This window comes from Enterobacter sp. CGMCC 5087, assembly GCF_003144775.1.
GTDB lineage: Bacteria > Pseudomonadota > Gammaproteobacteria > Enterobacterales > Enterobacteriaceae > Enterobacter > Enterobacter cloacae_M.
On the sequence record NZ_QFXN01000152.1, the window covers coordinates 1 to 15,613 of the forward strand.

The 15,613-nt window shown below is 58.7% G+C and carries 11 protein-coding genes; 4 read left to right on the forward strand and 7 right to left on the reverse strand.

From position 1 onward, the window contains the following. On the reverse strand, positions 1-795 hold a 795-nt coding region (clcA, locus tag DEO48_RS14295), incomplete at its 3' end, for a H(+)/Cl(-) exchange transporter ClcA (protein WP_109845542.1). A gap of 177 nt (positions 796-972) precedes the next feature. Here clcA and hemL point away from each other — a divergent pair. Continuing rightward, on the forward strand, positions 973-2,253 hold the full coding sequence (gene hemL, locus DEO48_RS14300) for a glutamate-1-semialdehyde 2,1-aminomutase (RefSeq protein WP_109845543.1): 1,281 nt from the start codon (positions 973-975) through the stop codon (positions 2,251-2,253). Between the two features lie 93 nt (positions 2,254-2,346). Here the strand turns inward: hemL and fhuB are convergent, their stop codons facing one another. The 6 genes from fhuB to hrpB all read right to left on the reverse strand — a co-directional run bounded on the left by fhuB (position 2,347) and on the right by hrpB (position 13,609). Further along, entirely contained in the window at positions 2,347-4,329 is a 1,983-nt protein-coding gene (gene fhuB, locus DEO48_RS14305; protein WP_109845544.1) for a Fe(3+)-hydroxamate ABC transporter permease FhuB, read from the reverse strand. After that, positions 4,326-5,216 (reverse strand): Fe(3+)-hydroxamate ABC transporter substrate-binding protein FhuD, encoded by an 891-nt coding sequence (gene fhuD / locus DEO48_RS14310; RefSeq protein WP_109845545.1) that lies wholly within the window; start codon positions 5,214-5,216, stop codon positions 4,326-4,328. Before fhuD ends, fhuB begins: the two co-directional genes overlap by 4 nt. After that, a complete protein-coding gene (gene fhuC, locus DEO48_RS14315) occupies positions 5,216-6,013 on the reverse strand; it encodes a Fe3+-hydroxamate ABC transporter ATP-binding protein FhuC (protein WP_109845546.1) in 798 nt (265 codons plus the stop codon). Before fhuC ends, fhuD begins: the two co-directional genes overlap by 1 nt. A gap of 50 nt (positions 6,014-6,063) precedes the next feature. After that, complete coding sequence (gene fhuA, locus DEO48_RS14320) at positions 6,064-8,274, reverse strand: ferrichrome porin FhuA (RefSeq protein ID WP_109845547.1); 2,211 nt, start codon at positions 8,272-8,274, stop codon at positions 6,064-6,066. Positions 8,275-8,509: 235 nt separating this feature from the next. Further along, a complete protein-coding gene (gene mrcB / locus DEO48_RS14325) occupies positions 8,510-11,035 on the reverse strand; it encodes a bifunctional glycosyl transferase/transpeptidase (protein ID WP_023310439.1) in 2,526 nt (841 codons plus the stop codon). A gap of 144 nt (positions 11,036-11,179) precedes the next feature. Then, positions 11,180-13,609, reverse strand: coding sequence for an ATP-dependent helicase HrpB (gene hrpB, locus DEO48_RS14330; protein WP_109845548.1), 2,430 nt, complete (start codon positions 13,607-13,609; stop codon positions 11,180-11,182). Between the two features lie 73 nt (positions 13,610-13,682). Between hrpB and thpR the strand changes: the two genes are divergently transcribed. The 3 genes from thpR to dksA all read left to right on the forward strand — a co-directional run bounded on the left by thpR (position 13,683) and on the right by dksA (position 15,562). Beyond that, entirely contained in the window at positions 13,683-14,237 is a 555-nt protein-coding gene (gene thpR / locus DEO48_RS14335) for an RNA 2',3'-cyclic phosphodiesterase (RefSeq protein WP_109845549.1), read from the forward strand. Continuing rightward, on the forward strand, positions 14,227-14,931 hold the full coding sequence (gene sfsA, locus DEO48_RS14340; RefSeq protein ID WP_045401080.1) for a DNA/RNA nuclease SfsA: 705 nt from the start codon (positions 14,227-14,229) through the stop codon (positions 14,929-14,931). The genes thpR and sfsA overlap by 11 nt, the downstream gene beginning before the upstream one ends. Before the next feature lie 175 nt (positions 14,932-15,106). Further along, positions 15,107-15,562 (forward strand): RNA polymerase-binding protein DksA, encoded by a 456-nt coding sequence (dksA, locus tag DEO48_RS14345; RefSeq protein WP_001155232.1) that lies wholly within the window; start codon positions 15,107-15,109, stop codon positions 15,560-15,562. Positions 15,563-15,613 lie beyond the last annotated feature (51 nt).

Sequence of the window (15,613 nt, forward strand, 5' to 3'; positions counted from 1 at the left end):
CACCACGCCAAAAATCATGCCGAGGATCAGGTAAAGCCACAGGGTGTTAACCGGCGCGTTGGTCAGTTTACCCACCTCAATGACCGCCCCTTCGCCATTAAAGAGGCGAAACACGATGCTCGACATAATGACGCCGGTAAACACCGCTTTAATCGAGATCAGGTTGTAGCGAAACTGCGCGCGCATCTCTTCGATGATAAACAAAATGCCCGCCAGCGGCGCGTTAAAGGCCGCCGACAGCCCCGCCGCCGCACCGGTTGCCAGCAGCGTATGGCGCGCTTCGGCGCTGCGCATCCGGAACAGATCGCCCACCATGCGGCCAACGTTCCCGCCCAGTTGAACCGTAGGCCCTTCCCGGCCAAGAACCATCCCCGCGCCCAGAGTCCCCATGCCGCCGATGAACTTAACCGGAATCACCCGCCACCAGCGCACCGGACGCAGCTCCTCCAGCGCGCCTTCAATTTCCGGAATGCCCGATCCGCCCGCCTCCGGCGCAAATTTACGCACCAGAAAATACCCCACCATGGCAAACAGCGCGGACAGCCCGAATGCCCACACCCAGACCAGCCATTCGCTGTCGGCGAAACCGGCCACGGTGCCCACTCGCCAGTTGAGTACGGCATTAACCGCTTTTTCAAACGCTACGCCAACCAGGCCCGCGAGAGTGCCCACCACGGCAGCGGCCAGCAGGATCGCCAGCGGCGTTTTATCGCGATTGAGCAGCCGCCGAATGCTGACTCGGTGCTGGGCGCGCGTAAATTGTTGTTCTTCAAAAGACGGAGAATCTGATTTCATGTCCTGTTCTTATTTGTCACACAAAAAGCCGCGAGGATTTTACCAGAGACGGCCCCACCGTCTCCTGAAAATTACTTAACAAATCTTAAAGCATTGCCCGGCTAAAAATTTCATAACCTTCCCCGAATCACATAGAATAGTGGGCTTAACCATTTTATTCGAACCAGGAACGACGCCATGAGCAAGTCTGAAAACCTCTACAGTGCAGCCCGCGAGCTTATTCCGGGTGGCGTGAACTCACCTGTGCGCGCCTTCACCGGCGTGGGCGGTACGCCGCTGTTTATCGAACGTGCTGACGGCGCGTATCTGTATGATGTCGATGGCAAAGCCTATATCGATTATGTAGGTTCCTGGGGACCGATGGTGCTGGGGCACAACCACCCTGCCATTCGTAACGCGGTGATTGAAGCCGCCCAGCGTGGCCTGAGCTTCGGTGCGCCAACCGAAATGGAAGTGAAAATGGCGGAGCTGGTGACCGAGCTGGTGCCTACCATGGACATGGTGCGTATGGTGAACTCCGGTACCGAAGCCACCATGAGCGCTATCCGCCTGGCGCGCGGTTTTACCGGTCGCGATAAAATCATCAAGTTTGAAGGCTGCTACCACGGTCATGCGGACTGCCTGCTGGTGAAAGCCGGTTCCGGCGCGCTGACGCTCGGCCAGCCGAACTCGCCTGGCGTACCGGCAGATTTCGCGAAGCATACCCTGACCTGCACCTACAACGATATTGCTACCGTTCGCGCGGCGTTCGAGCAGTATCCGCAGGAGATCGCCTGCATCATCGTTGAGCCGGTCGCCGGCAACATGAACTGCATCCCACCGCAGCCTGACTTCCTGCCGGGCCTGCGCGCCCTGTGCGATGAGTTCGGCGCGCTGCTGATCATCGATGAAGTCATGACCGGCTTCCGCGTCGCGCTGGCGGGTGCCCAGTCTTACTACGACGTCGTGCCGGACCTGACCTGCCTCGGCAAAATCATCGGCGGCGGCATGCCGGTCGGCGCATTCGGTGGTCGTAAGGACGTGATGGAAGCCCTGGCGCCAACCGGTCCGGTTTACCAGGCGGGCACGCTCTCCGGTAACCCCATCGCCATGGCGGCGGGCTTTGCCTGCCTGACCGAGGTGGCACAGCCGGGTATTCACGAAACCCTGACCGACCTGACCACGCAGCTGGCAAACGGTCTGCTGGAAGCCGCGGAAGAGGCCGGTATCCCTCTGGTGGTCAACCACGTGGGCGGCATGTTCGGGATTTTCTTCACCGATGCGAAAACCGTGACCTGCTATCAGGACGTGGTGAAGTGCGACGTTGAACGCTTCAAGTGCTTCTTCCACCTGATGCTGGACGAAGGCGTGTACCTCGCGCCGTCCGCGTTCGAAGCGGGCTTTATGTCCGTGGCGCACAGCGAAGAAGATATCAACAACACCATCGACGCGGCGCGCAAGGTGTTTGCGAAGCTGTAAGATGTGCGGCTTGATGCCCTCACCCCAACCCTCTCCCACGGGGAGAGGGCGCAAACACTAAAACGGCAATCTAAGGATTGCCGTTTACTTTTATTACCGGCTCTGCTTTCTCAACAGATAAATAAAGTACGGCGCACCGATAAAGGTCGACAGCAGACCCGCCGGGATCTGATACGGGAACAGCACCATTCTTCCGCACCAGTCCGCAAACACCAGCATCATCCCGCCCGTCAGTGCCGACATCACAATATGCGGCATCGTCCGGCGGAACCCCATCATTCTGGCAATGTGCGGCGCCATTAATCCGACAAAACTCAGCGGTCCAATCGTCAGGGTTGCCACAGCCGTCAGGCACGCCGCCAGCAGCAGCAGGGCCACGCGCGCTGGCGTCAGCGCCATTCCCACCGCGCGCGCGGTTTCGCCGCCGAGCGGCAGAATGGTCATCCAGCGGCGGCACAGCGGCACCATCGCCAGCAGCACGAGCATCGAGATCCCGGACCAGACCACCTGGCTGCCGGTGGCATTGTAGGTTGAGCCGGAAATCCAGGTCAGGATCTTCGCCATACGCGGATCGCCGCTGGCCTGCAGCATCATCAGCAGCATGGTAAACGCGGTGCTGAGCGCCATCCCGGCCAGCAGCATGCGGTGCGGTGAAAATCCGCCGCGACCGGCGGCAATAAGGATAATCATCAGCGTGACTGCCGCGCCGATACTGCCGGCAGGCATCAGCCAGCCAAACGCATTCCCCGGCACAAAGAACAGCATCAGCACCACGCCAAAGGCGGCGCCAGAGCTGATCCCGAGCACTTCCGGGCTTGCCATCGGGTTGCCGGTCAGACGCTGAATAATGCACCCCGCCACCGCCAGCATTACCCCTGCGATCAGCGCAGCGAAGATACGCGGCCAGCGCCACTGCACCAGTTCATCGAGTAAATCCCCCGTCGCCCAGTGCCAGCCCACGGCATCGCGTCCAAATGAGAGCGCCGCAAACGAAGCGATAATCAGCACAGCCAGACCGGCAAGGCTAAACCACAGCACCGACCGACGTTCAGCGTAAACTTTATCGCCGGCGTCCATCGCCGGTGCGCTCATGCTGCGCAGGCGCGGGAGCAGCCACAGCAGCAGCGGCGCCCCGATAAGCGCGGTCAACGAGCCGGTGGACACTTCCCTCCAGACCTGCGCCAGCCAGAGAACAAGCTGATCGGAAAGCCAGAGGATCAGGGCCCCAATCAGCGGCGCCAGCATCAGACGCGCCAGCAGGCGACGCGCCCCGAGCATTTTCGCCAGCAGCGGCGCAAACAGGCCGATAAACCCGATGATGCCGACCGCGTTTACCAGCAGGGCGCTTAATACAATCGCCAGCGTCAGCGCCGCCAGACGAGCCAGCGACAGCGCCAGCCCCAGGTTACGCGCCACGCCATCATCCAGCCCCATGAGCGTCAGAGGGCGCAGGAGCAGCAGCGTTAGCAAGACGCCGCCAGCCAGCTGCGGCCACAGGTGCTCTACAACGCTCCAGTCGGTCTGGGTGAGCGTGCCGGTACTCCACAGGAACATGCTTTGCAGCCGATCGTGATGGAACAGCACCAGCAGCTGGTTAATCGCCCCGCAGTACAGGCTCACCACCAGCCCGGCCAGAATAAGCGTTACAGGAGAAAGGCGCTTGCCCCAGGCCACGCCAAAGACCAGCGCGCCCACCACGCACGCTCCAGCGAGTGCCGCAAACTGCGAGGTTAACGCTCCCGGCAGCGCCCACAGCGTAGTAATGGTGATCCCAAGCTGCGCGCCGGTCGCGACGCCGAGCGTGGTTGGCTCTGCCAGCGGGTTACGTAAAACCTGCTGGAACAGCACGCCCACCAGCCCTAAGCCAGCCCCGACCAAAAGGGAGATCGCCAGACGCGGCAGCAGGCTGTAGTGGAACAGCATCTGCTGAATATTGTCGATATCCGGCGAGGCCAGAGCGGCCCCCCACTGCGCGCGCGGTAAGGCCGCGGAGAGGTTGAATCCGGTTAATACCAGCGCAACCAGAAAAAGCAGGGATAACAGCAGCGCCGGGAAGCGGGCGATACGCGTACTCATGCGTTACCTCCCAGGGCGTTATCAAGCACGCGGGCAAAATGCATGGCCGACAGCGTCGCACCGTAGAACCAGACCGCCGGGACGCGCTGGAAGCGCTTCTCGCGTACAAACGGCATCGCCTGCCAGAGCGGGGTCGCCATCAGGGTTTGCATGTCGCGTTCGTTACCGTGGTCGAAACAGAGCACGTCCACATCGCGAAACGCCGCCAGACGATCGATACCCACGGCGGTACTGCCCCAGAAGGTCATCTCCCCTTCCCAGGCATTGCGAATGCCGAAGCTGTCCAGCACCTCCTGGAACAGACAGTTTTTACCGAAGACCAGCATATGGCGGGCATCCAGCAGCGTCACCATCAGCAGCGGACGATCGCCCCGGTGAGCAAAGCGCGGCTTCAGGGAGTCTATCAGGGCATCAAATTCGTCGAGATGTTTTTTGGCCTCCGCTTCGCGGTTGAGGAAATGCGCCATCTCGTTAATCGAGTTTTTCGCCACGGCCAGCGGTTTTTTACCGTCGCTGAAAGCAAATCCACGCCCCGGCGCAATGCGCGCCATGGTCTCCTCTGACGGGCCGTAGCCCGCGGACCAGAACAGGAACGAGGGTTTCATCTGGGTGAGCAGCTCAAGGTTTGGCTCCGTTCGCAGGCCGACGTCGATTACCGAGTCCGGCAGCTTTGGCTCGTTCACCCAGAGGTTATAGTTAGGAATGTCCGCCACGCCATAGGGCGTGACGCCGAGCGCCATCATCAGTTCGACCGGCAGCCACTCCAGGGCCACAATACGGTGCGGATCGACGGCGGCGGCACGCGCCGTATTCATTTTTAACAGCAGCGGCGAGAGCGCCATCGCCGTCAGCAGGCGACGGCGGCTAATGCGTGTGTTACTCAGCATCAGTAGACAAAGCTCACCGGTGCAGCCCCGGCCGGGTGAGGCAGAATACCCATCGGAATACCGTAAATATGTTCCAGCGTTTCGCTGCGCATCAGCTCGGCCGGTGTCCCCTGGGCAATCATCTCGCCCCCGCGCAGCGCGACGAGGTAGTCACAATAGCGCGCGGCCATGTTGATATCGTGCAGGACCGCAATGACCGTCAGGCCACGCAGCTGGCTCAGGCGATGCACCAGCGCCAGGACGTCGACCTGATGGGCGATATCCAGCGCAGAGGTCGGTTCATCCAGCAGCAGACAGCGGCTGTCCTGCGCCACCAGCATCGCAATCCACGCGCGCTGACGTTCGCCGCCGGACAGGCTATCCACCAGACGGTGCGCCAGCGGTTTTAGCCCGACCAGCGCAATCGCCTCTTCCACCTTCTCTCTGTCGGCGACGCCGAAGCGCCCAAGCGCACCGTGCCACGGATAACGCCCAATCGCCACCAGCTCACGCACCGTCATCCCTTCCGCCTGCGGCAGCTGCTGCGGCAGATAGGCCACTTTGCGGGCAAAGGCTTTACTGCTCCAGCTCTCCAGCGGTTGGTCATCCAGCAGAATATCGCCTTCTGAAGGCGGCTGATGGCGCCCCAGCATCTTGAGCAGCGTGGATTTACCGGAACCGTTGTGACCAATCAGTCCCGTCACTTTACCGGCCGGAAACGTCAGAGAGAGCGGATGCAGCAGCGTGCGCCCGGGTACGCGAAAGGAGAGATGGTTGAGCGTAAAGGTGGTGTCGGGTTGCGTTTGAATATCCTGCATATCAGCCAACTTAAATAAAAAGGGCACGGCGAACCGTGCCCGAAGAGAGATTAGAAGCGGAAGGTCGCGGTGGCAACAACCTGACGTCCTGCTCCCCAGTAGCATGCGTATTCGCTGTAGCAACTGGAGACATATTCACGGTCGAAGATGTTGTTCACGTTGACGCCGACTGACGAGCCCGGCAGCCCAAAGCGAGCCAGGTCGTATTTCACTGTGGCATCCGCCAGGGCATAGCCCGCGACGTTGAACGACTGGTAGGCTTTTGGCGACGAGGCAGAGTAGTAGGAGACCGTGTTGCCGATGTAACGCGTCCCCGCGCCAACGGTCAGGCCACTCAAGGCCGTCTCGTGGAAGGTGTAATCGGCCCACAGTGACGCCATGTTACGCGGCACTTCCGCCGGACGACGGCCTTCATACCAGGTATCGTGCGTGTATTCCGCATCGGTAAAGCTATAGGACGCCGTCACGTTCACATTGGCAGAGACTGCGGCTTTCGCTTCCAGTTCGAACCCGCGGGAACGAATTTCGCCGCCCTGCACGCTAAAGCCGCTGGTCGGGTTCGCCGGATCGGCCGTCAGGTTGTTGTTTTTAGTCAGCTGATATACCGCTGCAGTCACAACCACAGGCAGATCTTTCGGTACGTATTTCACGCCCGCTTCATACTGCTTGCCGCGCGCCGGATCGAACGGTTTGCCGCCCTGAGTGGTACCCGAAATCGGTTCGAACGACTCGCTATAGCTGAAGTAAGGCGTTATGCCGTTGTCGAACAGGTAGTTAATCCCGCCGCGCCATGTGAATGCCTGGTCGTTGATTTCCGCAGTAGTACCGGTTGTACGCGTCAGCGCAGAGGTTTTCGCAAAATCGTAGCGGCCCCCCATTGTGAGTACCAACTTATCCCATTCAGCCTGATCCTGAGCATACAGGCCGGTTTGTTCCTGACGGTTCAGCACTTTGTATAGGTAGTAAACGTCGACATTCGGATTGCCGTACGCAGGCTTCGTCATGCTGATGGGATCGGCAGTGCCGTAATCAGCATCAATATCGTTACGCATGCGCAGGTAATCGACGCCCGTTAACAGGGTATGATCCACTGCACCGGTTGCAAATTTAGACTGAAGCTGGGTATCGACCGTGAACGAGTTCAGGTCCTCATCAGAGCGCACGTACGCACGGCTGATCTGAGCCGGTGCAATATAGCCGTTACCGTAGACGGAACGGTAAAGCGTGTTGATTTTGGTGTAGCGCAGGTTTTGACGCACGGTAAAGGTGTCGTCAAACTGATGCGAGAAGCTGTAGCCCACCATTTTCTGACGACGGGAGATCTTGTTGTCTTCTTCACCTTCGTTGAAATCGGTCGGCAGCTTGTGCGCGTTGCCGTTGGCATCATAGTAAGGCACAACGGTACCTTCCCGCGGCAGCCAGCCGTAATAGCCTGCATCCGGATCGCTCTGGAAGTTGCTCAGGAACGTAAAATCGGTTTTATCGTCAGGTCGCCAGCTGAAAGCAGGCGCAATGGCGTAGCGGGATGACTTAACCATCTCCTGCTGCGCATTTTCGCTGCGCCCCAGGCCGGTCAGACGGTATGACCACACGCCGTCATCATCAATCGCATCGCTGAAATCAAACCCGGTCTGCCACAGGTTATCGGTACCCATTTTGAACTGGATTTCTTTCAGTGGCTCGGTGGTTGGACGCTTGCTAACCATGCTGACCACGCCGCCCGGGTGACTTTTACCGTACAGAACGGACGTTGGACCGCGCAGCAGTTCAACGCGCTCAAGGAAATACGGATCCATGGACGCTTCAGAATAGTTATCCCCCTGCAGCTTCATACCGTCCAGGTACTGGTTAGTATTCACGGTACTGGAGGTGGTGAAACCACGGATAGAAACAACATCATACGTTGTTGACGCGCCGCGCGTTGCGAACACGCTCGGCGTATAGGCCAGCGCCTGTTTAACCGTACCCGGCTGTTTCATGTCCATCTCTTCACGGGTGACGACAGAAATAGACTGCGGGGTTTTCTCAATCGGGGTATCGGTCTTGGTCGCCGTGGCGGTGCGTTTGGCCGCAATCGTGGGTGCCGGTCCCCAGGCACTTTCCTGTGCCGCAGGTGCTGCGGTTACCGTAATGGTTTCTTCTTTTTTCGGGGTTTCGGCCGCGTGAGTATAAGCAGACATGCCGGCAACCGCTGTGGCGACGACAACCGCGAGCTTACGCAGCGACGTGTTCATAGGCTGAGCAGTATTGGAAAGCGCCATGTTGAATCTCTGATGTGAAAGTGAATGATAACGTAAACGAGAATTATTATTATGAGCGCCAGAATAATATGCGAAACGCTGGTTGCATAGCAAGCAGTAAGCGGCCCTATGAGAATTAAGGGTTTAAGAAATCATCAAGAGAAAACGAAGGGTTAATCAGAGTTAAAGCGAAGGTTAACGAAATAAAGTTTACGGGTAAAAAAAGCCCCCTTCCAGGGAAGAGGGCTTTAAAAGGTTAGTTACCGCCGAACATGTCTTTAATCCAGCCCGCGACACCGTCGCTGTCTTTCTTCTCATTCTGCTGCTGCGGCTGTTGCTGCTGCGGCTGCTGTGGTTGAGAAGACTGGTCGAACGGGTTACCCGTTGGCTGTTCCGGCTGGCTTTGCTGGCACAGCGAGTCCGGGTTAGCGGTCCAGACAGGCAGCGTACGCATTCCGCCGCCGCAGACGAAGTTACCGGAGCTGTCCACGCCCATATCGACGATATCTTCCGGCGCGACCAGATTCAGCGGCACAGGAGACTGATTCGCCAAGTAGCGCTGGTAAATCGACATCGCCCCGCTCGCGCCGTACAGCTTGGTCGGCTGGTTGTTGTCGCGGCCTACCCAGGTGATCACCACTTCACGGCCATCAATACCGGCAAACCAGGTATCGACGTTGTTATTGGTGGTCCCGGTTTTACCCGCCAGATGGAGACCCGGATACTTCGCTCCCAGCTGGCGCCCTGTGCCGCGCTGCACGACCTGCTGCATGGTCCACAGCGTCATGTAGGCGGCCTGAGCAGGAACGGCACGCTCCGCCTGTGGGAAGCTCTGATACAGCACGGAGCCATCTTCGGCAATCACCGAACGCAGGGCAGACAGCGGCGCGCGGTTGCCCCCGCTGGCAATGGTCTGGAACGCCTGCGCCACTTCGATCGGCGTCAGGTTAAGCGCGCCGAGGATCATCGCCGGCACCGGGTGCAGCTGATCTTTCGACACGCCCAGTTTTTGCCAGGTGTCGACAATCGCCGGCAGTCCCAGCGACATGCCCAGGTTCACCGTTGGCACGTTCATGGAACGGGTCAACGCATCCACCAGCATGACCTGGCCGCTGAACTGTTTATCATCGTTCTGCGGTGACCAGACCTGGCCGTTAGGCTGGCGCAGGGAGATAGGCGCATCCGCAATCCAGGTATTCAGGCGATACTGATTTGGCTGGCTCAGGGCAGTGAGGTAGGTTGCCGGTTTTGCCAGAGAGCCGATTGAGCGACGCGCCTGCATGGCGCGGTTGTAGCCTGCAAACTGCGGCTCGGCACCGCCCACCATGGCGCGAACTTCACCAGAGTTACGGTCAACCACCACCATCGCGGTTTCCAGATCGCTCAGCTTACGCTGTTTCTTCAGCGCCGGAATACCTTCCACCGCGGCTTTTTCGGCCGCATCCTGCGCCACGGAGTCAAAGGTGGTGAAGATCTTCACGCCGGAGAGATCTTTGACCTTATCACCGAGCTTGCTTTGCAGCTCCTGACGCACCAGCTGCATAAATGCAGGCTGAGGCGAAATCACGCCACCGCGCGGCTGAACGCCGAGGGGACGCGCGCTCAGCATGTCGTACAGCTCCTGGTCAATCACCTGCTGCTGTTGCAGCAGACGCAGAACGAGGTTACGACGCTCCAGCGCCAGTTTCGGGTTACGCCACGGGTTATAGATGGACGCCCCTTTCACCATGCCCACCAGCAGCGCCTGCTGGTCCAGGCTCAGCTCTTCCACCGGACGGCCAAAGTAGTACAGGCTCGCCAGCGGGAAGCCGCGGATTTCGTTATCGCCGCTCTGACCGAGGTACACCTCGTTCATGTACAGCTCAAGGATACGATCCTTGCTGTAGCGCGCATCCATCAGCACGGCCATGTAGGCTTCGTTCGCTTTACGCCAGTAAGAGCGTTCGCTGGAGAGGAACAGGTTTTTCACCAGCTGCTGGGTCAGCGTACTCGCCCCCTGCACGGTGCGACCGGCAGTCAGGTTAGCCAGTACCGCACGACCAATCGAGTAGAGGCTGATGCCATCGTGCTCGTAGAAGTGACGGTCTTCGGTTGCCAGCAGGGTATCAACCAGCAGATCCGGGAAGCCGTTACGCGCCACGAACAGGCGCTGCTCGCCGTTTGCTGACGAAAGCATGGTGATCAGACGCGGATCGAGGCGGAAGAAACCGAACTGACGGTTGTTATCCATGTTCTCGATGGTGTCCAGACGATCGCCGTCAAAGGTCAGACGCGCGCGCACCTGCCCCTCTTTGCTGTCCGGGAAATCAAACGGACGACGGATCATCTCAATGCTGTTGGACTGCACGGTAAATTCGCCAGGCCTCGTCATTTTAGACACCTGACGATACTGGGTGGCTTCCAGCAGTTTGACCATCTCGTTCTTGGTGATGGACATATCTGGCTCAAGGTTCACCATACGGCCATACACTGCCGCAGGTAGCTGCCAGACTTTACCGTCGATACGGCTGCGGATCTTCTGATCCAGATACACGCCGTAAATCGCCATCAGCACGACAAAAACAATAAACAGCTTCAGCAGCAGCCAGAACCAGCCGCGTTTGCCCCGAGGCTTACGCCCTTTGCCTTTTCCATTACGCGGCATCGGTTCTTCATCCTCATAATCGTCTTCATAGTCATCGTCATAGTCCTCATCTCTGAGGCGACGACGGCTTACCTTTTCTTTCGCCGGACGCGTTGGTTTTCCCTTACGTCCTATTGGCTCGCGGTCATTCCCCGCCATGCTTTTTCTCCGCAACTTTCAGGCGCAAAGGCCAGATTTTCTTTTCTTTCACAGGCCTGTGAAAGAAGAAATCTCTCAAAATTTGTTTTCTCCCTCTCCCCATGGGAGAGGGCCGGGGTGAGGGCATCGGGCCGCACTCCCCTTTTACGAATATTTCTTCGTTCGCCGCGTCGGCGCCGTATTCGCCGGATCGTCCGGCCAGACATGTTTGGGATATCGCCCCTTCATCTCTTTCTGCACTTCACGGTAGCTTCCCGCCCAGAACGCCCCCAGATCTCGGGTGATTTGTAATGGACGATGCGCAGGCGACAGCAGCTCAAGCACTAACGGCACACGCCCTTCCGCAATGGACGGCGTGGTGGCTTCACCAAACATCTCCTGCATCCGAACCGCCAGCGCCGGCGGATTATCCTCATGATAACGGATGGCAATCCGGCTTCCGGTCGGCACAGTGTAATGCCCTGGCAGTTCACTATCCAGACGTTGACGTAATGACCAGTCCAGTAAATTCTGTAACGCGGTCTTAACATCAAGCGCCTTCAGGGCTCGCAGAGAGTGTACGCCGCTCATTTGCGGCAGTAGCCAGCGCTCAAGCGTAGCGAGCAGCGTCTCGTCATCCACCGCAGGCCAACCGTATTCCGGTAGCCACTTCGCGGCGCAGTGCAGACGAATGCGGTATTGCTCCGCTTCCGGCGTCCAGTTCAGGGCGCTCAGCCCTTTTTCCCGAATTCCGTTCAGCATCGCCTGGTGAAGCTCGTCTTCCGACGGCTTCGCCAGCGGCTTCGTTTCTAACGTCAACTTACCAATCTGGCTGCGACGAAAGGCCTTCAGCGTGCCCTGGGCGTCATCCCATTCCACGGTATCAGATTGCTGAAGCAGCTGCGGACAGGCACGCGTCAGGGCGTCAATCTCTACGGCAATCGCCTGCAGGATACGCGCATCCGGAGAATGGCTGCCCTGCAGCAGCAGCGGGGCGATCAACCATTCGTGGCGCGTCAGCGCATCATCGCTGTCCAGCATCGCCCCCATGCCGTTTGCCAGCTGGTAGCGACCGTCCAGCCCGCGCCGACGCGCGATCCTGTCCGGGAAGGCCTGGGCCAGCAGGAAGGCAATCTTATCGCTATCAGGCATTCCTCCCCGGCTATTCAGGCGTTTGCACAACTGCTGCGCACGCTGCTGCCAGTTCCCCTGGCTGCGCGAAAACGCCTGCCCCAGATCGCTGCTGCCACCGCGAGGCGGCTCCTCAAGAATAGCCGCCAGTTTTGCCGCCGTGGCAATTTCATCATCCCCTTGCGCGGCCACCAGCATCGCGGCCAGACGCGGATCGTTGCCCAGCGCCGCCATTTTCTGGCCGCGCGCCGTCAGACGCTCGCCTTCCAGCGCGCCAAGCTGCGTCAGCAGGGTGCGCGCAGCGGTGAGGTTTACGACAGGGGGAGGATTAAGCCAGGTGAGCTGCTCAGGGTTCGGGCAGCCCCACTGGAGCAGATCCATCACCAGACCAGACAAATCGCTTTGTAAAATTTCCGGCGTGCTTTGCTGTGCGGCGCGTTCAGCCTGCTCCGCGCTGGTCAAATGCAGGCAGATGCCCGGCTCAAGACGCCCCGCGCGGCCCGCGCGCTGCACCATCGACGCCTGGCTGATGCGCTGCGTCAGGAGTTTAGTCAGCCCGGTACGCGGATCAAAGCTTGCCACCCTCTCCTGCGCGCTATCCACCACCAGGCGAATCCCTTCAATGGTCAAACTGGTCTCAGCAATGTTGGTTGCCAGCACCACCTTGCGCTGCCCCGCCGGGGCCGGAAGGATGGCTTTACGCTGATCCTGTAGCGACAACGCGCCGTAGAGCGGGCAAAGCAGCACGTCGCCGCCTACGCGGGTAGAAAGCTGCTCCTGCACGCGCTGGATTTCACCGACTCCCGGCAAAAATAGCAGCAGGGAACCGGCTTCCTGGCGCAGCAGCTCAGCCGTGGCAATGGCGACGGTCTCGTCAAAACGCTGATGGGAGGGAAGCGGCTGATAGCGGCGTTCAACCGGAAACGCCCGCCCTTCCGAGCTGATGACCGGTGCATCGGGTAATGCCTGTCGTAGCCGCTCGTTATCCAGCGTGGCCGACATAATAAGCAGCCGGAGATCGTCGCGCAGCCCCTGCTGCACGTCCAGCAACAGCGCAAGGGCCAGATCCGCCTGCAGGCTGCGCTCGTGGAATTCATCGAGGATCACCAGCCCAACGCCGTTCAGCTCCGGATCGTTTTGCAGCATGCGGGTAAGAATGCCCTCGGTGACCACTTCAAGACGCGTGGTCGGGCCAACGCAGGTCTCGGCACGCATCCTGTAACCTACCGTTTCGCCCGGTTTTTCATTCAGCAGCTCCGCCAGGCGCTGCGCCACGTTGCGCGCGGCCAGCCTGCGCGGCTCCAGCAGGATAATTTTCCCGCTGATGTTCCCGTCTTTCAAAATTTGCAGCGGCAGCCAGGTGGACTTACCCGCCCCCGTCGGAGCATTCAGCAAAACCTGCGGGGAGTGGCGTAAGGCAGCGAGAAGGTCAGGAAGAACGACGGCGACCGGCAATGAGGACACTAACAGCTCCAGAGGGTTAACATTAGTCGGCGTACATTGTAGCATCGGCGCATATCATTACCGAGTCCTCCGTATGCCTGAGTCGAAACGGCTGTTTTTTGCCATTGAATTGCCCACCACAATACAGCGTCAAATTGTTCGCTGGCGCGCCGATTGCTTTCCGCCGGAAGCGGGCCGCCCTGTCGCGGCGGCCAACCTGCACCTGACGCTGGCCTTTTTGGGCGACGTCAGTGCCGAAAAACAGCGGGCGTTAGCCGCAATGGCCGGGCGTATTGCCCAGCCGGAATTTACGCTGCACCTCGACGACGCGGGTCAGTGGCTGCGTTCGCGCGTGGTGTGGATGGGAACGCGCCAGCCGCCGCGCGGATTATTGCAGCTGGCGAATATGCTGCGCGCCCAGGCGGCGCGCAGCGGCTGTTATCAGAGCCCACAGCCGTTTCATCCACATATCACGCTGCTGCGCGATGCCGGTCAGGCCGTTGCCATCCCGCCGCCGGGTTTTCACTGGGCCTTTCCGGTCAACGCATTCGCGCTTTACGAATCCGTCTTTGCACAGGGACGCACCCGCTATACGCCGCTACAGCGCTGGACGCTGGGCAACACCGAAAGGAATTCCGATGAAGTTTAGTCCTCCCCTGCAGCACGCCACGCTTATCCAACGCTACAAACGCTTCCTCGCCGACGTGATTACCCCCGAAGGGGTTCAGCTCACCCTGCACTGCCCCAATACCGGCGCCATGACGGGGTGTGCGACGCCGGGTGACAGAGTCTGGTATTCCACATCAGAAAATAGTAAACGCAAATATGCCCATACCTGGGAAGTGACCGAAACCCAAAACGGGGCATTTATTTGCGTTAATACCCAGCGCGCAAATCAGCTGGTTAAGGAAGCGCTGACCCTTGGCACCATTCCCGAACTGGTGGGATATGGCACGCATAAAAGTGAAGTGAAATATGGCGATGAAGGCAGCAGAATTGACTTCATGTTACAGGCGGAAGACAGGCCCGAGTGCTATATTGAAGTAAAATCAGTGACGTTAGCGGAACAGGAAAATGGCTACTTCCCGGATGCGGTAACGCTACGTGGCCAGAAGCATCTGCGAGAGCTAATGAGTGTTGCGGCGGCGGGCAAACGCGCCGTATTGCTGTTTGCGGTGTTGCATTCAGCCATTGAACGTTTCTCACCTGCCCGCCATATCGATCCTAAATACGCGCAATTGTTGAATGAGGCACAAAAGCAGGGGGTAGAGGTTTTCGCTTATAAAGCGGAACTTTCTGCCGATAATATGACTCTGAGATCGTCTCTTCCCATTGTCTTATAAGGGATTAGACATTGACGAATAAGTGTTCTGGCCGCGTGCGCAAATACGCTTTTCCTCACAGGCTTGTCAAGTGTTACGTTTAGATAATTGCCATACGGAAAAGCATCTGCTATTTATAGCGACCTGATTTTTCCCCCAACACGGGGATCGATAGTGCGTGTTAAGGAGAAGCAACATGCAAGAAGGGCAAAACCGTAAAACATCGTCCCTGAGTATTCTCGCCATCGCTGGGGTGGAGCCGTATCAAGAGAAGCCGGGCGAAGAGTATATGAACGAAGCCCAGCTGTCGCACTTCAAGCGTATTCTTGAAGCATGGCGTAATCAACTCAGGGATGAAGTCGATCGCACCGTTACTCATATGCAGGATGAAGCTGCTAACTTCCCGGATCCGGTAGACCGTGCCGCTCAGGAAGAAGAGTTCAGCCTCGAACTGCGTAACCGTGACCGCGAACGCAAACTGATCAAAAAGATCGAGAAAACGCTGAAAAAAGTCGAAGACGAAGATTTTGGCTACTGCGAATCCTGCGGTGTTGAAATTGGCATTCGTCGCCTGGAAGCGCGTCCAACCGCCGATCTGTGCATCGACTGTAAAACGCTGGCCGAAATCCGCGAAAAACAGATGGCCGGTTAATACCAGCGCTGTTTACACATACCAAAGGCGGGAGTCTCTCCCGCCTTGTTA